Below are 20,620 nucleotides of genomic sequence, written 5' to 3' on the forward strand. Positions count from 1 at the left end.
ACTAGCCTGGGATGTGGTCGAACTCGTCGGGATTCGGGCCGCGACGACCGACCTCACCCTTGTCCAGCGAGGTCAACGCGTCCATATCCGAACCACCCAGTTCGAAGTCGAAGAGCGCGAAGTTCTCCCCCATGCGCTGGGGCGTAACCGATTTCGGGAAGACGATGTCGCCACGTTGGATGTGCCAGCGCAGCACCACCTGGGCCGGTGTGCGACCGACCGCATCGGCGATGCGCCGCACGACCGGGTCATCGAGCACCGCGCCCTGCGCGATCGGAGACCAGGCCTCGGTCGCGATGCCGTGTTCGGAGCCGTACGCACGGACCTCGTCATTGGTGAAGTAGGGGTGCACCTCGATCTGGTTGACCGCCGGGGTGGTGTCGGTTTCGGCCGCCAGCTGCTGCAGGTGGGCGATCTGGAAGTTCGACACGCCGATGCTGCGGGCCCGGCCGTCCTTGTTGAACTCCTCGAGCGTCTGCCAGGTTGACACAAAGTCACCGCCGTAGCGGGTCGGCAGTGGCCAGTGGATGAGGAACAAGTCGACGTAGTCGGAGCCCAGCGCCTTCAGTGTTTCGTCGAACGCGCGGCGTGCGTCGTCGGGCCGGTGGAAGCCGTTGTTGAGCTTGCTGGTGATGTACACCTCACCGCGGTCGAGGCCGGCGTCGCGAATGCCCTGCCCGACGCCGCGCTCGTTGCGGTACATCTGGGCTGTGTCGATATGGCGGTAACCGATCTCCAGCGCGGTCTTGACCGCGTCGGCGGTGTCGCCGGGGTCGATCTGAAACACGCCGAAGCCCAGCTGCGGGATGCGCGCGCCGTCATTGAGTTGGATCGCAGGAACGTTGCTCACGGCCGAACTCCTTGGGTTTGGGAATTGTTGGGTTGCGATTGACATCACGATGCGCGGTCTTGCCAACTCGAAGACTGGGTTTTATCCGGCACCAAAGCAAGACTGCCAGCGCGGCTGGCCCGGGGCCTTACCGCCAACATCAATCAGCGGCCCCCGCTAGCCGCACTTATCCGCCCGGGTTGGTGACGCCGGGCCTTGATTATTCGTAGACGCCTTCCAGGTACCAGCGGCTGCGGCGATAACACAGCAGCAGCGCCTGGCCGGGATCCCCGTCCACCAGCACCTGCACCCTGGCGGTGCGGCCCGTCGCCTGCCCGGAGTCCCACCATCGCTCGTCGACCGGCCACGGACCCGCCCACCACCGCAATACCCCGTCACGATTCGAGGCGACCAGTCGCGCCGGATCGGCAGAAAACAGTCCTCTGCTCGTGATCCGCACCGGGTTGCCTTGGGCATCAAGGACTTCCACGGGATCGTCGAGCAACACCGTCGGCGACGGTTCGGGCAGTTGGCCGGGCCACGGTTGTCGCGGATCGGCGTGCGGGACCGGTTCGTCGCCGAGCGGGGTCAATGTGATGCGCTCGGCGGGGCCCCGGCCGCCGCTGAGCAAGGGCACCTGCACCGCCTCGGGCCCGAGCAGACCCTGCACCCGCACCAGGGCGCGGCGTGCCCGCAACCGGTCTTCCTCGCCGAGGCCGCCCCACAGCGGCAATTGCAGCGCCTCCGCCGACGCCAGCTCCACCGGCTGCAGTCGTAGCATTGTCACCGGCGCGGTGGGCCTGTCGTCGACCGAGATTTCCCCGGGTCGCTTCGCTCTCCCCCGCCCGACCCGCTTGTTCAGCCAACCGTCCAGCTGCCAGCGCACCCGGTCGGCGGTGGCGTCCTCGGTCAGAGGTTCGGCGCAGCGCCAAACTCGGCTCAGCTCTTCGCCGTTGGCGGTGACAGCGTGGATCGCCAGTCGAGTACAGCCGACGCCTGCCGACATCAGCGTCTGATGCAACTGGCCGGCCAGCGAGCGGCCGGCGAACGCTGCGGCGTCCACCCGATCGATCGGCGGATCGCAGCGCAGCACGGCGTCGAGTTCCGGTGGCGGTTCACGCCCGGACGGCGCGCGTTCCGGCTCGCCGCGGGCGAACCGATGCGCGACCACCGCGTCGGCGCCGAACCGCGAAGCCACGTCGGTGCGCGACAACGCCGCGAACTGGCCGACGGTTCGAATCCCCAAGCGCCACAAAAGATCCGCTAGGTCGACACGGCCATCGCCGGAGAGGCTCGGCTCGCTGGCCAGTTCTCGGATCGACAGATTCGACAGAAACGCCGCGTCCTGGCCGGGATCGACGATGCGGCCGGCCCGGGCGGCATAGACGGCCGTGGGCAATTGGTCGGCGATCCCGGCCTGGCATTCGGCCCCCGTCGACGAGACCGCGTCGATCAGCCGCTCGGTCGCGGCAGCCTCGGATCCGAAATAGCGGGCCGCCCCGCGGACCGGCAAGGCCAGCAGCCCCGGCCGCAACACCTCGGCGCGCGGCACGATGTCGTCCACCGCGGCCGTCACCGCCTCGAAGAACCGCGCATCGCGACCGGTATCGGCGGTCACGACGTGGAGCTCGGGGCAGCGTGCCTGCGATTCGCGCCGGCGCAGGCCACGCCGCACCCCGGCCGCCCGGGCAGCCGCCGAGCAGGCGATCACCCGGTTGGCCAGCGTGACCGCGACCGGTGCGGTGGCGGGCAGGTCGGCGGCGGTGGCCGCGGCGACCGCGGGCCAATCCATGCACCAAAGGGCCAATACGCGGGAAGCCATGACATCAGAGGGCAATCGCCAGTCGCGAACGGCCGCTTCTGATGGTCAGCCGAACCTTGCTGATACGGCCGAGCCCGGGACCACCGGTGATCTCGTAGCCGCTGACCTCGGCCGCCAATCGCATCGCCGCCCCCTGCCAGTCGCCGCCGGTGATCAGCAGGGTGCAGCTCTTGTTACGGGCGCGCGCCGTCACGGCCCTGGCCCGGGACAGCGGCACCGACCTGCCGGCCAGGTCGAGCACGACAAGATCCATCCCGTCCAGCAGCACCGCGGCCACCTCGACCGGATCGGTGCCGGGATCGGGGACCAAGGCCAGCCGGGTCAGGTCGGCGCCCATTTCCACAGCGGCCAGCAGGCCGGCATCGGGCTGCCCGACGACGGCGGCGTGTCCGCCTGCGGCCGTCACCGCCGCCACCACACCCAGCGGCAGCGATCTGGCCCCGGATGCGACCACGACCGCGCCGCGTGGCAACCCGACCGGCAGCTGCTCAGCGACCGATTCGGGGATCGGCAGCAAAGATTCCGACGCGGGCAGCAGCGCCTCGGCGCGGTGCGGCGCCGAGTGCCCACGGCTAGTCTTCCCGGACACCGCCGCGATCTTGCGGCGCAGCACTTTCAGCTGCTCAGCGCGGTCAAGCCGGTGATTTCCCCGGTGCTTGTCCATGGCCACCGCTGCCGTCATCGTCGTACCTCCATACGAACGTATGTTCGATACGCCGAGTAAACACCCACCCACCGACATCGTCAAGACGGTCAGAAGGTCTCAGAAGGTGGGGCGTCACTCCCACTCGATGGTGCCGGGCGGCTTGCTGGTGACGTCCAGCACGACCCGGTTGACCTCGGGCACGTCGTTGGTTATCCGGGTCGAGATGCGTTCCAACACGTCGTAGGGCACCCGCGTCCAGTCGGCGGTCATTGCGTCCTCGCTCGACACCGGCCGCAGCACTATCGGGTGGCCGTAGGTTCGTCCGTCGCCCTGCACACCCACCGAACGGATATCGGCCAGCAGCACGACCGGGCATTGCCAGATCTGGTTGTCGAGCCCGGCCGCGGTGAGCTCCTCGCGGACGATCCAGTCCGCCCGCCGCAATATTTCCAGCCGCTGCGCAGTGACTTCCCCGACGATTCGGATTCCCAGCCCGGGTCCCGGAAACGGTTGGCGGGAAACGATTTCCTCGGGCAGCCCGAGCTCGCGGCCGACGGCGCGCACCTCGTCCTTGAACAGCAGCCGCAGCGGCTCGACCAGGGTGAAGTTCAGGTCGGCGGGCAGACCACCGACGTTGTGGTGACTCTTGATGTTCGCGGCGCCCGCGCCGCCACCGGATTCCACCACGTCCGGGTACAGCGTGCCCTGCACCAGGAATTTGATCTCGGAGTCGGCCCCGGAAGCGTTGTCGCCCATCAAGTCTCGCACCGCGCCCTCAAAGGCGCGGATGAACTCGCGGCCGATGATCTTGCGTTTGCCCTCCGGATAAGTCACCCCCGAAAGCGCCTCGAGGAACCTGTCGGCCACATCGACGGTGACCAGCCGTGCGCCGGTGGCCGCGACGAAATCGCGCTCCACTTGGGCGCGTTCACCGGCCCGCAGCAGGCCGTGGTCGACGAACACGCACGTCAGCCGGTCCCCGATCGCGCGCTGCACGAGCGCGGCGGCAACGGCCGAGTCCACCCCACCCGACAAGCCGCAGATCGCCCGGCCGTCGCCGATCTGCTCACGCACCTGCTCGACGAGCGCGTCGGCGATGTTGGCCGGTGTCCACGTCGACCCGATACCGGCGAACTCATGCAAAAAGCGGCTCAGCACCTGCTGGCCGTGCGGCGAGTGCAGCACCTCGGGGTGATACTGCACGCCGGCCAAGCGGCGGGCGCGGTCCTCGAAAGCGGCCACCGGGGCGCCCGAGCTGCCGGCAACGACGTCGAACCCGTGCGGCGCCGAGGTCACCGCGTCACCGTGGCTCATCCACACCTGCTGCCTCGTCGGCAAGCCCGAATGTAGTTCGCCGCCAACCACTTTCAGTTCTGTGCGGCCGTACTCGCTGGTGCCGGTATGCGCCACGGTGCCGCCGAGGGCCTGGGCCATCGCCTGGAAGCCATAGCAGATGCCGAACACCGGCACCCCGAGGTCGAACAGGGCAGGGTCGAGCTGTGGCGCACCGTCCTCGTACACGCTGGCCGGCCCGCCGGACAGCACGATGGCCTGCGGATCCTTCGCCTTGATCTCTTCGAGGGTGGCCGAATGCGGGATGACCTCCGAGTACACCCTGGCCTCACGGACCCGGCGGGCGATCAGTTGTGCGTACTGTGCGCCGAAGTCGACCACCAGCACAGGACGCGCGGGCGGGGCCCCGGCCACATCAAGGTCTGCAGGTTCGGCCACGGCCCTCGAGTCTAGTGGCCGCCGGCGAGCCTGGGCTTTGGCCGTGTTTCGGCGCTGCCGTCATGGGTAGACGGCTCGCAGGAGGCAGAAAAGTGAGCGTACCTAAGGACGAAGATCTCGAGGGCATGGACGACTCCAGCGTCGCCGCATCGCGCGCGGGCAAGGGCGGCGACGAGGGCACCTACGTCGGCGAGACCGAACCCGACGATGCCATCGATGCCGGCGAGACCGGTGCGGAAGCGCGAAGCAAGCAGCGCGACCGGTAGCAGTCGGCACGCATCGCACTACGCTGTGGACGGGGCGCGGACCTGAGCCCCTTGGTGGGGGCGCTGAGAATGTTCATGACTTTCCAGGACCGGCAGTCGGACTCGCCGTTCATCGAGCGGGTTTGGCGCTGTCGCGGCAATCAGGGCGGCCCGTTTCTTTCGGTCGCCGCGGCGAATCTGGAGTTGGTTCTCACCCGCCTTGCCGGCATGAGCGTGGTGACGCTGCGAGGACCGGAGACGCGGGCCACGCCGATATTTTGCCCGGCGGGTGGCGAGTGGGTCGCGGTCCGTTTCCGGCTCGGCGTCTATCTGCCGATGCTGCCCACCGGGCGAATGTTGGACCATGCCGACGTGACTCTGCCGGTGACCGACGGCTGGTTTCACCTGGGCGATTCCTCTTGGGAATTGCTGGATTTCGACAACGCGGAGGCCCTGGTGGCCGGCCTGGCCGGGCGTGGGGTGATTGCGAAGGATCCCGCGGTGACGGCGATCGTGCGGGACGAGCCTGCGGGGTTGACGTCGCGGTCGGTCCAGCGCCACTTCCAACGGGCCACCGGCATGACCCACGGGATGTTGCGGCGCATCGAACGTGCCCGTCAGGCAACCAATCTGCTCCGTGCCGGCATGCCCATCCTGGATGCGGTGCATGAGGCCGGCTACTTCGATCAGGCGCATTTGAGCCGATCGGTGAAGATGCTCATCGGTCAGACGCCGGCGCAAATCGCGCGCGGCGATGCGCAGCTGTCGTTTCTGTACAAAACAGGCCGTGATCCCTGACGCTACGCTGCCCTCACCGAGGAGGTGTTGTGGTGCGGGTTGAGCCCTACCTGTATTTCCAGGGACGCTGCGAAGAGGCACTGAATTACTACCGGGATGCGATCGCAGCGGACGCCATGGTCGTCGCGCGCTTCGGCGACATACCCGGTTCACCGTCGCCGCCGGCGGCCGCGGGGAAAGTCGCGCACGCGGTACTTCGCATCGGCGACACGGTGGTGCTGGCCTCCGACGGTCCGGTGCAGGGTCAGCCCCAGTTCGCTGGGTTCTCGCTGTCGCTGACGGCGTCCGACGACGCGCAAGCCGAGAAGCTATTCGCCGCGTTGGGCGACGGCGGCCAGATCCAGGTGCCGATGGCGGCAACGCCGTTCGCTTCGCGCCTGGGCATCCTCACCGATCGCTTCGGCGTGCCCTGGATGGTCACCACTCAATCGGGGACGGCCTGACTCGCGCCGCTGCCCGCTGGCAGGTACACACGAGCACCAGGTAACGACACCTGTCAACGGGTGTCAGCATCGATGACGCGTCATGTTTGCCGAGCGATTCTTAAATAGTAAGCAACCCAACTATTTAATGAGAATCCAATGACCATCAAGATTCGCTTGGTTGCAGCGGTGGTCGGCGCGGCTGCTGCTGCGGCGATCGCCACGGCGCCCGCCGCCATGGCGGCTGCTTCCGCGCCGGGCTGCACAAACACCGGCACCGCGACGGTGTGCGACAATGCGCAGCTCGACTCGAGCCCTCCGGTCGGCTTCGGTCCTCAATACCCTTACGCGGAGGGCGATTACTTCGGCGGCTACGGCTTCCACGGTGGCGGCGACCACGGCGGCCACGGTGGCGGCGGCCACGGCCGGTAACGCTTGACCTTTCGGCCGGGCGTCATTGTCGCGTGAGCCGCTGGGTGCGAGTGGTCACCGGGGCGGATCGCCGCGCCACGCAAAACTGTTGACGTACTTGCCCATGTCCAATGCGAGTTGGAGGTTGGCCGCCGACGGCCGACCGCTGCCGAAGTCCGGGCCGAACTGGTGATACGGCCCGGTGGCGGCGGCGATCAGCGCGAGCCCGTTCTTCACCGCGACCATGACCAGCACGCGGGTGTGCGCGTACTTGGTTGACGCACCTTGCGGATAGGCGTCCGCGGCTTCCCCGTACCCGGCTTGATAACCGACCATCGCGTTGGGAATCTGATAGGCGGTGGTCGCGTCGGGGTAATTCCGCTTGATCAAGTCCGCGGCGATCTGTTGTGGTGTCCGGTTGCCTGCCGGCTCGCCGAACAGTTGCAGGGTGCCCTTGTCGCCGCGGAGAAAATCCAGGGTCACGCCGTTCGGATTCATCGTGGCCTTGTACGCCGATCCCTCGCCGGGGTAGGACACCGAGAAGTCGCCGTTGCCCGCGGTGAAGCGTGGATTCGTTTGCACCGGTTCGCCGACCGGTGGGCTCCCGCAGTTCGGCGGGCACACGTACCGCGTGGACCGCGGAGTGACCAACGCCGAAACGGCGACCATCGCGACGACCACCAGGGCCAAACCCGTACCCAGGATCAGGAACATCCGGGTGTGGGAGGTGTGGCGCACGGGCGGCGCCGCATACGACCCGGCTGGTACGGCATATCCGGGAAACGCGGTCGCAGCCGGCGACGCGGTCGCGGTCATGCTCCCTCCGGCGGCGTGTCGGTCGGTGTCGGGCGGGCGAGGCGACGCGCGGTTCGTGACGATCGCGATGAGGCGCGGGTTGCCACACCGCAATTCGGGCAGAATGCCATGTCCGGGACGACGTGGCCACAATGCGGACACAACAACGGTTCACCCGTGCTCGGTTCGTGGGCTTCGTGCATCAGGGCCAAGTGCAACCCAATTCGCAAGGCGAACAATGCAATTACCGTGACAACCAGGTGTAGACCCAGCTGAAGTCCTTGGGGAAGCCGGACGAGATCGATGAAGCCCAACCCAACGTACACGGCCAACACGACCACGACTCCAACGCCAAGGGCGGCCAGCGCGCGGCGGCGGTGATTGTGAGACGGGTCGGCTCGACCGGTGAACCACAGCGCCGCCCCGATCAAGCCGCCCACCGCCGCCGAGGTCAACGGCACCGCGACGCCTCGGATGCCCGCCTCCACGAGGAGATGGCTCACGGGTCGGCCGCTCGCCACCATCCCGGTCGCGAACTGCGGGGCCAACCGGGTCAGGGTGGCTGCGGTGGTGAAGCTGATCGCACTCAATCCGCCAATCAGGAAGCCGTCCAGCGACTCTCGCGTCGGCGGACGAAACGCCCGCACCAACACCGCGGGAAGCAGCATCAGGATCGCGCCGCCCAACGGGATGGCCAGCCCGTCACGCAGCACCCGTTCCCACGTCATGCCGGCGTCGAGCGCCAGCCCGTAGGAGCGGGCGACCATCCCGCCGGTCAGCAGTGCCCAGCCGACACCGAACCCGACACCCAACGCCGCGGTGAGCGCCAACAGGCGGACCGGAAGGTCGTGATAGACGTCGGATTCTTGCAGGTACAGCTGGAACAACAGCGGCAAGCCGAGCGCGCTGACCGCGATCAGTGGTGCCTGCCACCGCAGCAGCGCGAAAACGACCAGTGCCAACAGCACAATGGCCAGGCCCACCCGGAACGGCGTGCGCGAACGCTGCGGCAAGTGCGGAAACAGCGAACTCACCACCGAGAGTCGCAGCACGTGCTCACCCGGTGCCGCTCCGTAGGCCCGGATCCGCAGCCACTGCGGCCCGTCTCCGCGCTGGTGGGACAGGTGTGCTCCGCACAGCCCGCAGAATGCGCCGGCGGGAACGTCGACCTCGCACACCCGGCATTCCATGGTCGGTACGTCGCCCCAACTCTCGGATCCGGCGTTGGTGTCGGTCATCCGGAACCCCTTTGGATGTCGAGCAGATTGCGAACAAGGTTGTCGGTGCTGGGGGTGCCCAGACCGGTGACCGCGTCGTAACCGGGACCGGCGGAGTCCACGGCATTCGCGCCGAGGACGACGTCGTGGAAGGCGGGCCGTGCCGCACCCGCGGCCACTCGATACAGCAGCGGGTTGAGGTCTCCGATGGCGTGGCCGCCGTTGGCCGCCAGGAACTGATTCATCACCGCCGTGAGCGCCGCCCAGATCGGCGCTGCTTGCGACGTGCCGCCACCGCTGACCACGCGCTGGTTGAACACGATCCGCACACCGGTGAACGGATCGGCGACCGCGGAGACATCGGGAGCCAACCGGTGTGCGGAATCCCGCGCCATGGAAACGCCGCTCTGCCACTGCGGCCGGGAAAACAGCGCCGACACACCACCGCCGCTGCCTTGGGACAACGGCACGTCGAACCAGGCCTGCTCGGCCAGCCACCGCCCGCGCGCATCGGTCGAGAGGGTCGTCCCGCCGACGTTGGTCATCCCCGGCACCGACGCAACCGAATCCAGGCCCACGTCGGACGCCCCCGGCGGCGACGACCAATCCTGGCCGCCCTTGCATTCCAGGCCGGCCAGGTCTCCACTCGCGTCGAACGCCGAAGCGCCGTGAGCCTGTGCGGATTTCAGCGCCGACTGCACCGGGGCGAGGTCGGCGGCGGTCAGCAGCTTGTCGCACCCCCAGCCGATCGAGAAACTCCAGACGGCGCCGGGAAACTGGCGATCCACGGAATCGAACAGGCGGGCAACCTTCTCGTAGGAACCATCGCCTTGGACAGTGGTGAGCGCGTTGACGACCACTTTCTGCGCGTCGGGTGCGATCGCATGGGCAACTTCGAGATCCATCACCGTCTCACCGCGCGGATCGCCGGGTTGGCCGCCGACGAGTACCGGTTTCAGCGGCGGCAGCCCGGCCTTGGTGGTGTACAGGTCGAGGTCGGCTTGGTCGTAGCCGTCGAACTCGAAGAACACCATGGTCTGTCCCTTGCCGGTGAAGCCTGCGGCGGCAAGGGGACTCGCGTCGTAGGTGGTCAGCACCGCGTCGGGGGTCAGCCCTCGGGGCGGCACGTCGAGCGGATGGATCGCGGGGCGCGCCAGATGATGCGGGGTGTAGCCGAGAATCCGTCCGAGGTCGGTGACCGCGCCGCGCACCGGCGCCGGGATCGCCGGCTGCTGCGGCGATGCGTAGAACACCTGCCCCCGCCGGCCGCGGTAGTCGTGCACCGCCACGCCGAACGCGTCGGCCACATCCGGCGCCGCGCCCTCGACGATCGCCCACTCCTCGCCGGGCCGCCAGCGCACCGACAATCCTCGGCTACTGGCCCACCCCATCAGCGCCTCTGGGCGAGCCGAGTCCCGCATGGTCACCGTGAGCTGTGCGTGGCCGGCGCGTGACGGACCGAGATCCGTTGAGCTCGCCAACAACCACGCCAGCGGACCGCCCACCGACGGGGGTCGGTGCGGAGATTGCGCCGCCCGCAGGTCCGAAGCGAGCATCAAGACGCCGGCGACGATCAGCACCAGAAACCGCAGACCGATCACGCCTGTGCACCGCTTACCGGCCGGGAGCCGACGTCGCGTTATACCGTTAGCCGACGGGCGAACCCCGGCGATGGGGGTTCTGGCTGGGGGCCGGCTCGATCGGGACCGGGGTCGGGGTGAACAAGTTCCCCCCTGTGGGGTTGATGGACTTTTCCGTCGGCGACGGCGGCGGCGGGGGCGGTGGAGTGGTCGTTGTCGTCGTGGTGGTCGTGGTTGTCGACGGGGCGGGCTGGCCCTGTTTGCCGCAGGACGCGGTGAACAAGCCCATCGCGACGAGCGCACTGGCGCCGACACCAAGCGCGATTCGACGGGCCAACCGACGTGAACTCATCATGCAGTCCTACCTATCCCCCGAAATAGCGGATCCTGATGGACACTACACCGCACCGGGTCCATATCGGCTACCGATGAACCTCGTTGAGCAATTCCGGTTGGCAAAATCTGCTCATGCTCGCCGCAGGCCTTATATGCCAAGGCAATTGCGGGCGTTGAACGCCACCGGTGTTGCGGGTGCGTGCCGGGTAGTGACCGGATCGGGTGACGACGCGGCGCGGTCAGCTCGAATGCGAGCCGACTGTCACCGACACCTGTTGCTGCTGGCCCCCCCGCACGAAGACGAGTGGCTGCTGTGATCCGGGCTGGGCCTGCCGCAATGTTCCCAACAGGTCCTCCACGGTGCGCACGGGTTTCCCGGCGAACTCTACGATTACATCGCCCGGCCGCAAGCCGGCCGCCGCGGCCGGCGCCCCCTGATCCACGCCGAGCACCAGCGCGCCATGGTCGACGTTCACGCCGAGCGCCTGCTGAATCGCCGCGGTGACCTGACTTGTCGAGATGCCGAGGTAAGGATGGGTGGCCTTGCCGGTCGTGATCAGTTGATTTGCCACGTCCAGCACGGTGGCCGAGGGGATCGCGAAGCCGAGCGACACTGCTCCCGCGGCGGGTGGGATATAGGCCTCACTGATGCCGACGGTCCGACCGCTTGCGTCCAGCAACGCACCACCGGAGTTTCCCGGCGAGATCGAGGCGTCGGTCTGGATCAGGTCCACCAACGATGATGACTGCGCCGCCGAACCGGGGATGTCGCGGTGCAGTCCGGAGATGACGCCGGCGGTGACAGAGTTCTGGAAGCCCAGCGGGCTGCCGATCGCCAGAGCGGTTTCGCCCGGTCTGGGCAGCTCGCTTCGATACTCCGGCACGGGCAGATTCTTGCGGTCCGTGCGCACGACGGCCAGATCGGTCACGGTATCGGTGGCCATTACGTGGCCGCGCGTGCCGACCCCGTCGGCGAAGACCACCGCGACGTCGGGTTGGCGCCCCACGACGTGCTCATTGGTGACCACGATGTCGGGCCGCAACACCACTCCGCTGCCGAGACCGCTGTCGGTCTGCACCGTCACGACGCTCGGGCTGAGTCGTTCCACGATGTCGGCATAACCTCTGGCGGCGTCGGCCTGGGCCGGCGCCGTTTGCGGAGTAGTCTTCGCCTGCGACGAATTGCCTGTTTGCGTCGCGTTGTTGGAGCACGCCGACATAGCCGCCACCACGGCCAGCAGGACGGCCCATTTCCGAATCCTATTCATCTGCAGGAAGTACCCAACGGTGCCGGGCTTCATACTCGGCCTGGTGTCAAAGACCTCGAGGTTAGATCAGGCTGAGCGGCTGTTCATCGAGCGTTTCCCCGGCCGCCGCCGCAAAATTGCCGAGCGCAGCGGCGAGTTGTTCGCGTTCGCCCGCGTCCATGTTGCGAAGCACCCGGGTGATCGCGGTGCGCCGGTGCCGCATCACCTTGTCGACCAGCGATCGACCGGCATCGGTAAGAGTCAGCGTGACATTGCGGCGATCGGTCGGCAGATCACGCCGGTCGAGAAGCCCGGCATTGCGCAGCCGGTCACAAATTCGGCTGGCATTCGACGCGCTGACCCCCAGACCGGAAGCCACCGCGACCAGGTTCAGCGGACCTCTTGTTGACACCATTACCAGGACGCGCAGCTGCGGGAGGGTGACCTGACCGTCGACCTCGGCGATCGATTCCGCGGCGATACCGACGAGGGCACGAGAGGCACGCATCACCGCGTCGACGTGGGCGGCCGCGACCCGCGCATTCCGGCGCGTCGCGGGAGCCATCATCGGATCATCCTGCATCGGTTGCGCACAAACAACCATTGCCGTGAACGCGACATCGGGCCGTCGCACGTCCACCGCTCGGCGGTCGCTCGGCGGTGGGCACGACGGCACCCTAAGATGGAATCAGAAAGTTGACCGCGCTTCGTTAATCCAGTTGTCGCAGCAGTTGTCGCCGCCTACCGGACTCCGCCGATCAGGTGCTGTGATGGACGCTCTTGTGGTGTGATGGCGACCAGCACAGCGGTACCAGAAACAAGGAGAACACACGGTGGCGCACGCCAGCTTCCACGCGGTGTCGATCAAGGCAGGCCCGGATCCGGCGGGGGCGCTGAATGCCGCGCTGGCGACGGCAACCAGACTGCTCGACGAACAGGTCCGCGAAGCGGAGTCCAGCCTAGAGACGTTTCGGCTCTCCGGGATCAGTCATTCCCACACCGTTACCACAACACCTAACGGGTCAATCCGCGCCGAGGTGACGGCCATCGCCAGCTACGAGTACAGCTAGCGAACACCAGGGTGATACTGACGAATGCTTGAATCAGCCCGCGTCGCAACCAGACTCCCGGCGCGCGACTTGCAGCGCGCCCGCGCTTTCTACGCCGAGAAGCTGGGGCTGGATCCCGTCGAGCAGCGGCCCGGCGGTCTCCGCTACCGCTGCGCCAGCGGTGAGTTCGCGTTGTTCGAGTCCGCCGGCGCTTCGACGGGCACGTTCACTCAAATGGCTTTCGAAGTGGACGACGTCGAGGCTGCCGTGGCGGAATTGCGCAAGCGCGGCGTCGTGTTCGAAGACGTCGATCTTGTCGGGCTGACAACGATCGACGGCATCGCCGAGGTTGCGGGCAACTACCCAAGCAAGGGCCGCGGCGAGAAGGCTGCCTGGTTCCGGGACAGCGAGGGCAACATGCTGGGGATCGGGGAGCCGATCCGTTAAAGCGCGACGGGTTTGCGGCAAGGCCGCCCCGAGATTACGTGTCTACGCGCAATCTTTGATGTTCAGAAGTCAACCATCTGGCTTGATCAAAATGGTGTACTCCGCGCCGCAACCGGAGCAGACTGGAGAAAGCAGCGGTATCGAGTCCGCCACCGGCTTGGTCTCGACCGGGGGGACTTTCGCTCGATGGACCGGGCATCGGTGCCGCGCGCCAGAGCGGTGCCGCGTCGGCCGGCCCGACCGACCGGCCCCGGGAGGGAGGTTTCGAGCATGACGATTACGGCAGACGTCGGAACCCCGTTCGTCAACCGCGACCTGTCCGCGGACCTCGCGGCCGCGGCACTGGATCTTGCCCGCCGATTTCATGACGGCGCCACACTCTGGGTGATTTCCCCGCAGTGGGAGCCGCACGCCCATCACGTCGCGGTCGAATTCGTGCATCCGGTCATCATGGGCAAGCGGGCGTTGCCCTCGGTGGCGCTCGTCGAACCCGACCCGGTCGCGCAGGCCAGGGTCGCCGCCCAACCGGGCGATCTGCTGATGGCGGTGGCCTCGGCGGACCAGCCCGCAGTGGTCGATGCGATGCGCCGGGCAGCGGCGTGGGGGGCGCTGACCTTGTGGATCGGCTCCGGGGCCCGGCCGCCCGCCGGCGCGGCGAACCACATCTTATGGATTGACTCTGACGACCCGATGGTGCCGGCGACCGGCAGATTCGTGCTGCTCTATCACCTGCTGTGGGAGCTCACCCACGTCTGCTTCGAGCATCCCGGGCTGTTGAAGCCCGCCGCGGAGGACTGCGCCGAGGACGTCTGCGTCACGTGCGGTGACGAGGGCCGGCTGGGCGAGGTGGTGCTCGCGCCGACGGAGGCGATGGGCCCCGCACTGGTGCGCACCGCCAACGGCGAGGAGTGGGTGGACGTCAGCATCCTCGGTGACCCCGACAGACCAATAGCGCCGAACGATCTCGTGGTGGTGCACGCGGGGGCGGCGATCACGCGCCTGGACGACATAACGGAAGAGGCGAACCGATGACCACTCATGAGTCGGAAAGCACCGGCTTTCTGTATCCGTTCATCGAATCCGAGGAAACCGACGCCACGAGCCTGCTGGAGGATCTCGCCGCGTCGGCGCGCGGAAAGGCCGCCGAAAGCGCACGGCTGCAGCGCGAGTCCCTCGACGAGTACGGGCCGGCAATCACCGAAGCCGGAACAAAGATGGCCGAACGGTTCCTGCGCGGCGGCAGGCTCTACACGCTGGGCAACGGCGGCAGTTCCACCGACGCCGCGACGCTGGCGTCGCTGTTCAGCCGTCCGGCGCGCGGACGCCCGGTCGCGGCGTGGTCGCTGGCCGCCGACAATGCGGTAGTGACCGCGCTGGGCAACGACGTCGGGTTCGACCTGATCTTCAAACGGCAGATCATCGCCCACGCCCGAGACCGAGACGTCGCGATCGCGCTGTCGACGTCGGGCAACTCCGAGGACCTGATGACAGCGATCACCGAGGCCAAGCAGCGGGGGCTGCTGACGATCGGGTTCTCCGGTCATGACGGCGGACGGATGGCCGTCGCCGAAGACCTCGACTACTGCTTCACCGTGCATTCGCAAAGCATCCACCGCATCCAGGAGAGTCACGCGATGCTCGGCTACCGGCTGTGGTCGGTGGCGCAGGAACACATGACCCGGCCGGTCAACGGTGCGCGAGCTTCATGAGTACCACCGATGCCGCCACGGCCGCCGAACGCGAAGACCGCGTGCTCGAGCGGATCGACAAGTTCAGGCAACGGCGCCCGCGCCTGCTCGAGGACGTGGTGACGCTTGCCCACGGCGCGGGCGGGAAGTCCTCGGCCGCCCTCGTTGACGCGGTGTTCGTCGAGGCGTTCCGTAACGAAGAACTCGAACAGCTCGGCGACGCAGCGGCGCTCGCGACGCCCTCCGGCGATCGGCTGGCGTTCTCCACCGATTCGTATGTCGTTCAGCCGCTGCGCTTTCCGGGCGGTTCGATCGGTCACCTTGCGGTACACGGCACGGTCAACGACCTCGCGGTCTCGGGGGCTCGCGCGCGGTGGTTGTCGGCGGGCTTCGTGATCGAGGAGGGGTTCCCGATCGCCGAGTTGCGCGAGATAGTCGCAGACATGAGCGAAGCGGCGCTGCGCGCGGGCGTCCAGATCGTCACCGGCGACACCAAGGTCGTCGGCAAGGGCGCCGCCGACGGCGTCTACATCTGCACCACCGGCGTCGGCGTGGTACCCGACGGCCGGCGGCTGTCACCGGATTCGGTGCGGCCCGGTGACAAGGTGTTGCTCTCGGGCACGATCGGCGAACACGGCATGGCGGTGATGCTGGCCCGCGGCGATCTTGCCATCGACGCCGACATCTCCTCCGACACCGCGCCGGTCAATTCGCTGGTCGAGACGCTGCTTGAGGCGGCGCCGTCCACCCGGTGGATGCGCGATGCCACTCGCGGCGGAGTCGGCACGGTGTGCAACGAGCTCGCCAAGCCCAGGCCGTTCGCGGTGATCCTGGACGAAGACAAACTGCCGGTGTTGCCGCAGGTGCTTGGCGCCTCCGACATGCTCGGCATCGACCCGCTGTACGTCGCCAACGAGGGCAAGTTCGTGGCCATCGTTGCCGCCGACGAAGCCGATGCCGCGATCGAGGCGATGCGAGCCCACCCGCAAGGATCGCGGGCCACGATAGTCGGCGAGATCGTGCGCGAACCGCACGGAATCGTAGCGCTTCGAACGTCATTCGGCGGCAGCCGCATCGTCGACATGCTCGTCGGGGACCCGCTGCCACGGATCTGTTGACTCAAGCCGCCAATCATCGGAAGGAGAACGACGATGTGCCTGGGTATACCGGGTCAGGTGGTCGGCATCGTCGACGCCGAACAGCATCTGGCCAAGGTCGACGTCAACGGCGTACGCCGAAACATCAGCGTGAGGCTGCTTGCCGACGACAACCTCAGGGTCGGTGACTGGGTGCTCGTACACGTCGGTTTCGCGATGGCCAAGATCGACGAGATGGAAGCGCAAATGACGCTGGATCAAGTGCAGAAGATGGGCGCCGACTACGTCAATGAGATCGAAGCATTCAATTCATCCGAAATCGCCTGAAAGGCAGCGAGGTTGAAAGCATGAAGTTCGTCGACGAATTCCGGGATCCCGCGGCGGCTCGCGCGTTGGTCAAATCGATCACCGAGCTGGCCGGCGACGACGAGTTCAAATTCATGGAGGTGTGCGGCGGGCACACGCACACCATCTACCGCCACGGCATCGAGCACTTGCTGCCGGAAGCGGTCGAGCTGGTGCACGGCCCGGGTTGTCCGGTTTGCGTGATCCCGATGGGCCGCGTCGACGACGCGATGTATCTGGCCGAGCAGCCGGGCATCATCTTCACGACGTTCGGCGACATGATGCGGGTGCCGGGTTCCAACGGCAACCTGATCGAGGCCAAGGCCCGCGGCGCGGACGTCCGGTTCGTGTATTCGCCGCTCGACGCGCTCAAGGTTGCACTCGACAATCCCGACCGTCATGTCGTGTTCTTCGCCGTTGGTTTCGAGACCACTGCGCCGTCCACTGCCGTCACCCTCGTGCGGGCGCGCGCACTCGGCGTCACGAACTTCAGCGTGTTCTGCAACCACGTCACCATCGTTCCGCCGATCAAGGCAATTCTGGAATCCCCCGATCTGCGGCTGTCGGGGTTCCTCGGGCCCGGCCACGTGTCCACGGTCGTCGGCCTGCGCCCCTACCGCTTCGTTCCCGACGTGTACGGAAAGCCCATGGTGGTAGCGGGATTCGAACCGCTCGACATCCTCGCGTCGGTGCATATGCTGCTGCGGCAGATCCGGGACGGGCGCTGCGTGGTGGAAAACCAGTACACGCGGGTGGTGCGCCCGGAGGGCAACACTGCGGCGCTCAAACTGATGGCCGAGACGTTCGAGCTGAGACCGCATTTCGAATGGCGCGGCCTTGGGTTCATCTCGCAAAGCGCGCTCAAGGTTCACCCCGATTACGCCGACTTCGACGCGGAACTGAAGTTCGAAATGCCGGGCGTGCGGGTGGCCGACCCCAAGGCGTGCCAGTGCGGCGAGGTGCTCAAGGGCGTCATAAAGCCTTGGGAATGCAAGGTTTTCGGCACGGCGTGCACACCGGAAACGCCGATCGGCACGTGCATGGTGTCGCCCGAGGGCGCCTGCGCCGCGTACTACAACTTCGGCCGGCTGCACCGCGAAACCGCGCAACTGCTGGGTCAGCGCTGACGGCTGGGTTCTCGCCGGGGGTGCCGAGTCGGCTGGCTAGCGCCAGCCCGTGTCGGCCGCGCTAGCGCGTCAAGCGGCGGACTTCGTCGGCAATCTGTTGCGCGTGGGTGATGTACAGTCCGTGACCGACGCCGGGCAGTTCGATGAGCTTCGCGTCGGGTAGCAATGCCGCGGTCTTGCGCCCGGTGATCTCGATCGGCGCCGACGCATCCGCGTCGCCGTGTATCAGCAGAGTGGGGACGTCGACCGCGCGAAGCTCATCCCGAAAGTCGGTTTGAAAGCCCATTCTCAGCGTGTCGACGAGAGTCTTTACCGGAGTGTCAACGATCTGACGCATGGTCCAGTCAGCCATGCCGGCCGACACCGTCTGCCCCACACCGAAATACCGCGGCGCGTTGTCGGCGCACCACTGTGGCACGTCGCGCTTGAGCAGATCGACGGCTGCGTCGACATGCGCAGGATCGATGCCGTCCGGGTTGTCGGCCGTCTTCACCATCAGCGGCAAGATCGGTGCGAGGAACACCGCACGCGCTACGCGGCCGCGTCCGTGCCGGGTCAGGTACCGAACGATCTCGCTGCATCCGGTCGAATGACCCAGCAGTAGCACGTCTTTCAGGTCCAGGTGCTCGATGAGCCGGGCCAGATCATCGGCGAGCAGATCCATGTCCCAGCCGCCGCCGTGCCGATCCGAGCGGCCGTGACCGCGCCGGTCATAGGTGACGCAGCGTAAACCCGCGTCGAGCAGGCCGGCGACGACGTAGTGCCACTGATCGGAGTTCAGCGCCCAGGCATGGGTGAACACCACACCGGGGCCCGCGCCCTGATCGGTGAAAAAGAGGCTAGTGCCATCGTGCGTGGTAAGGGTCGGCATGGGTCAATACTCGACGGCGTCGTGGCGAGCGTCGATTACCCGCGGGGTAATTGCGGTGGCTCCCGCGGGGTAATCGCGGTGGCTACCCCGCCGAGCTGACCGGTTCGATCGGCAGCCAGCGCAGCGCGCCCGGCGCGCCCGCGGGCACCACCGGATGCTTCGGCTCGATCGGAGCCAGCCTGCGGTAGGCCTCGCCCTGCTCGGGCCGGTGGTCGGCCTCGCCCTTGTTGGGCCACAGCGACGCCGCCCGCTCGGCCTGCGCCGTGATCGACAGCGACGGGTTGACGCCCAGATTGGCCGAGATCGCAGCGCCGTCCATCACCGAAAGGGTCGGGTAGCCGTAGACCCGCTGATACGGGTCGATGACGCCGGTTTCGGGGCTGTCGCCGATCGCCGCCCCGCCGAGGAAGTGAGCGGTCAGCGGGATGTTGAACAATTCACCCCAGGTGCCGCCCGCCACGCCGTCGATCTTCTTGGCGATGCGGCGGGTCACCTCGTTGCCGACCGGGATCCAGGTCGGATTCGGTTTGCCGTGGCCTTGCTTGCTGGAATACCGGCGCCGGCCGAACGACCCGCGCTTGGTGAATGTCGTGATCGAGTTGTCCAGGTGCTGCATCACCAGCGCGATCAATGTCCGCTCGCTCCACCGGTGCACGTTGAGCAGCCGCAGAGTGCCGCGCGGATCCTTGCGGGCGTTGATGAAAAGCTGCTTCCAGCGCGGCACATCGGTGCCCTCGGGGCCCTCACCGTCGGTCATCAGCGTCTGCAACAGCCCCATCGCGTTGGAGCCCTTGCCGTAGCGCACCGGTTCAATGTGCGTGTCGGATGTGGGGTGGATCGACGACGTGATGGCCACGCCGTGCGTCAGATCCAAATCCGGTGACACCTCGAGCTTTCCGGCACCGACGATGGATTCGGAGTTGGTGCGGGTCAGCACGCCGAGCCGGTCGGAGAGCTTGGGCAGCTTGCCGTTGTCGCGCATCTTGAACAGCAGCCGCTGCGTGCCCCAGGTGCCCGCGGCCAGCACCAAATGCGTTGCCGTGTACGACTTCTTCTGCTTGCGAAGCCAGCGTCCGGTGCGCACGGTGTGCACGAGCCAGCTGCCGTCGGGCCGCTGCTCGAAGCCCGTGACCGTCCGCATCGGAAGTACCTGTGCGCCAGACGCTTCCGCCAACCCAAGATAGTTCTTCACCAGCGTGTTCTTGGCGCCGTACCGGCAGCCGGTCATGCACGATCCGCATTCCAGGCACCCGGTGCGCTGCGGCCCGACGCCGCCGAAGTACGGGTCGGCCACCCGCTTGCCGGGCGTCTTCTGGCCCTCGGGCCCGAAAAACACCCCGACGGGCGTCGACACGAACGTGTCGCCTACACCCATCTCATCGGCGACTTCCTTGACGATGCGGTCGGCGTCGGTGAACGTCGGGTTGCGCACCACGCCGAGCATGCGCTGCGCCTGGTCGTAGTGCGGCATCAGCTCGTCGCGCCAATTGGTGATGTGCGACCACTGCCGGTCGGCGAAAAACGGCTCCGGCGGCACGTAGAGCGTATTGGCGTAGTTCAGCGACCCGCCGCCCACGCCGGCACCGGCGAGGATCATCACGTTGCGCAGCAGGTGAATACGCTGGATGCCGTACATGCCGAGCCTCGGCGCCCACAAGAATTTGCGCAGGTTCCACGAGGTCTTGGCGAACTCGTGGTCTTCGAATCGACGACCGGCTTCAAGGACCCCGACTCGATAACCCTTCTCGGTCAACCGGAGCGCGGTGACGCTGCCCCCAAAACCCGAACCGATGATCAAGACGTCGTAGTCAGGCTCCACCCAACCAGTATGAACTTACCGGTGGGTAAGTTGCTAGACAGGGTCGGCTAACCTCGCGGGGTCGTCGGGAGTCGACGGTTGGGCCGGGGGTCCGAGGG

22 protein-coding genes are annotated in these 20,620 nt (G+C 67.1%); 11 read left to right on the forward strand and 11 right to left on the reverse strand.

Going from position 1 to position 20,620, the window contains the following annotated elements; genetic code table 11:
* Nucleotide 1: 1 nt before the first annotated feature.
* The 4 genes from VE759_RS02290 to guaA all read right to left on the reverse strand — a co-directional run bounded on the left by VE759_RS02290 (nt 2) and on the right by guaA (nt 5,028).
* Nucleotides 2-850, reverse strand: coding sequence for an aldo/keto reductase (locus VE759_RS02290; protein WP_324927832.1), 849 nt, complete (start codon nt 848-850; stop codon nt 2-4).
* 199 nt (nt 851-1,049) lie between these two features.
* Nucleotides 1,050-2,651, reverse strand: a complete 1,602-nt coding sequence (locus tag VE759_RS02295) for a DNA polymerase Y family protein (protein WP_324927834.1) — start codon at nt 2,649-2,651, stop codon at nt 1,050-1,052.
* 4 nt (nt 2,652-2,655) lie between these two features.
* Nucleotides 2,656-3,333: a hypothetical protein gene (locus VE759_RS02300; protein ID WP_324927836.1), complete on the reverse strand. Its 678-nt coding sequence runs from the start codon at nt 3,331-3,333 to the stop codon at nt 2,656-2,658.
* A gap of 96 nt (nt 3,334-3,429) precedes the next feature.
* A complete protein-coding gene (guaA, locus tag VE759_RS02305; RefSeq protein WP_324927838.1) occupies nt 3,430-5,028 on the reverse strand; it encodes a glutamine-hydrolyzing GMP synthase in 1,599 nt (532 codons plus the stop codon).
* A gap of 92 nt (nt 5,029-5,120) precedes the next feature.
* Here guaA and VE759_RS02310 point away from each other — a divergent pair, with 92 nt between their 5' ends.
* The 4 genes from VE759_RS02310 to VE759_RS02325 all read left to right on the forward strand — a co-directional run bounded on the left by VE759_RS02310 (nt 5,121) and on the right by VE759_RS02325 (nt 6,925).
* A complete protein-coding gene (locus tag VE759_RS02310; protein WP_324927898.1) occupies nt 5,121-5,294 on the forward strand; it encodes a hypothetical protein in 174 nt (57 codons plus the stop codon).
* A 75-nt stretch (nt 5,295-5,369) separates the two neighbouring features.
* Nucleotides 5,370-6,071, forward strand: a complete 702-nt coding sequence (locus VE759_RS02315; RefSeq protein ID WP_324927840.1) for a helix-turn-helix domain-containing protein — start codon at nt 5,370-5,372, stop codon at nt 6,069-6,071.
* Nucleotides 6,072-6,103: 32 nt separating this feature from the next.
* A complete protein-coding gene (locus tag VE759_RS02320) occupies nt 6,104-6,514 on the forward strand; it encodes a VOC family protein (RefSeq protein WP_324927842.1) in 411 nt (136 codons plus the stop codon).
* A gap of 138 nt (nt 6,515-6,652) precedes the next feature.
* On the forward strand, nt 6,653-6,925 hold the full coding sequence (locus tag VE759_RS02325; RefSeq protein WP_324927843.1) for a hypothetical protein: 273 nt from the start codon (nt 6,653-6,655) through the stop codon (nt 6,923-6,925).
* A gap of 54 nt (nt 6,926-6,979) precedes the next feature.
* Here VE759_RS02325 and VE759_RS02330 read toward each other — a convergent pair whose 3' ends face one another.
* The 5 genes from VE759_RS02330 to VE759_RS02350 all read right to left on the reverse strand — a co-directional run bounded on the left by VE759_RS02330 (nt 6,980) and on the right by VE759_RS02350 (nt 12,647).
* Nucleotides 6,980-7,720 carry a hypothetical protein gene (locus tag VE759_RS02330; RefSeq protein WP_324927845.1) on the reverse strand — a complete coding sequence of 247 codons (741 nt, stop codon included), beginning with the start codon at nt 7,718-7,720 and terminating at the stop codon, nt 6,980-6,982.
* Nucleotides 7,717-8,937 (reverse strand): zinc ribbon domain-containing protein, encoded by a 1,221-nt coding sequence (locus tag VE759_RS02335; RefSeq protein WP_324927847.1) that lies wholly within the window; start codon nt 8,935-8,937, stop codon nt 7,717-7,719. Before VE759_RS02335 ends, VE759_RS02330 begins: the two co-directional genes overlap by 4 nt.
* The gene (locus VE759_RS02340) at nt 8,934-10,472 is read right to left on the reverse strand and encodes a S53 family peptidase (protein ID WP_324927892.1); all 1,539 of its coding nucleotides are present in this window, start codon (nt 10,470-10,472) and stop codon (nt 8,934-8,936) included. Before VE759_RS02340 ends, VE759_RS02335 begins: the two co-directional genes overlap by 4 nt.
* Before the next feature lie 599 nt (nt 10,473-11,071).
* Nucleotides 11,072-12,133 (reverse strand): S1C family serine protease, encoded by a 1,062-nt coding sequence (locus tag VE759_RS02345; protein WP_324927849.1) that lies wholly within the window; start codon nt 12,131-12,133, stop codon nt 11,072-11,074.
* Nucleotides 12,134-12,161: 28 nt separating this feature from the next.
* On the reverse strand, nt 12,162-12,647 hold the full coding sequence (locus VE759_RS02350) for a MarR family transcriptional regulator (RefSeq protein WP_324927851.1): 486 nt from the start codon (nt 12,645-12,647) through the stop codon (nt 12,162-12,164).
* 265 nt (nt 12,648-12,912) lie between these two features.
* On the opposite strand from VE759_RS02350, the gene VE759_RS02355 reads away from it, so the two are divergent.
* The 7 genes from VE759_RS02355 to hypD all read left to right on the forward strand — a co-directional run bounded on the left by VE759_RS02355 (nt 12,913) and on the right by hypD (nt 17,832).
* Complete coding sequence (locus VE759_RS02355; protein WP_324927853.1) at nt 12,913-13,149, forward strand: hypothetical protein; 237 nt, start codon at nt 12,913-12,915, stop codon at nt 13,147-13,149.
* 24 nt (nt 13,150-13,173) lie between these two features.
* The gene (locus VE759_RS02360) at nt 13,174-13,575 is read left to right on the forward strand and encodes a VOC family protein (RefSeq protein WP_324927855.1); all 402 of its coding nucleotides are present in this window, start codon (nt 13,174-13,176) and stop codon (nt 13,573-13,575) included.
* 270 nt (nt 13,576-13,845) lie between these two features.
* Nucleotides 13,846-14,607: a hydrogenase assembly protein HupF gene (locus VE759_RS02365; RefSeq protein ID WP_324927857.1), complete on the forward strand. Its 762-nt coding sequence runs from the start codon at nt 13,846-13,848 to the stop codon at nt 14,605-14,607.
* Entirely contained in the window at nt 14,604-15,284 is a 681-nt protein-coding gene (locus tag VE759_RS02370; RefSeq protein WP_324927859.1) for an SIS domain-containing protein, read from the forward strand. Before VE759_RS02365 ends, VE759_RS02370 begins: the two co-directional genes overlap by 4 nt.
* Nucleotides 15,281-16,381, forward strand: a complete 1,101-nt coding sequence (hypE, locus tag VE759_RS02375) for a hydrogenase expression/formation protein HypE (RefSeq protein ID WP_324927861.1) — start codon at nt 15,281-15,283, stop codon at nt 16,379-16,381. Before VE759_RS02370 ends, hypE begins: the two co-directional genes overlap by 4 nt.
* 33 nt (nt 16,382-16,414) lie before the next feature.
* Entirely contained in the window at nt 16,415-16,687 is a 273-nt protein-coding gene (locus VE759_RS02380; protein ID WP_324927863.1) for a HypC/HybG/HupF family hydrogenase formation chaperone, read from the forward strand.
* 20 nt (nt 16,688-16,707) lie between these two features.
* Nucleotides 16,708-17,832, forward strand: a complete 1,125-nt coding sequence (gene hypD, locus VE759_RS02385; RefSeq protein ID WP_324927865.1) for a hydrogenase formation protein HypD — start codon at nt 16,708-16,710, stop codon at nt 17,830-17,832.
* Nucleotides 17,833-17,893: 61 nt separating this feature from the next.
* On the opposite strand, the gene VE759_RS02390 is transcribed toward hypD, so the two are convergent.
* Both VE759_RS02390 and VE759_RS02395 read right to left on the reverse strand, forming a co-directional pair.
* On the reverse strand, nt 17,894-18,703 hold the full coding sequence (locus VE759_RS02390) for an alpha/beta hydrolase (protein WP_324927867.1): 810 nt from the start codon (nt 18,701-18,703) through the stop codon (nt 17,894-17,896).
* Between the two features lie 82 nt (nt 18,704-18,785).
* On the reverse strand, nt 18,786-20,522 hold the full coding sequence (locus VE759_RS02395) for a GMC family oxidoreductase (RefSeq protein ID WP_324927869.1): 1,737 nt from the start codon (nt 20,520-20,522) through the stop codon (nt 18,786-18,788).
* Nucleotides 20,523-20,620: the final 98 nt, after the last annotated feature.

The sequence above is a fragment of the Mycobacterium sp. genome (assembly GCF_035640695.1).
In the GTDB taxonomy this organism is placed as follows: Bacteria; Actinomycetota; Actinomycetes; order Mycobacteriales; family Mycobacteriaceae; genus Mycobacterium.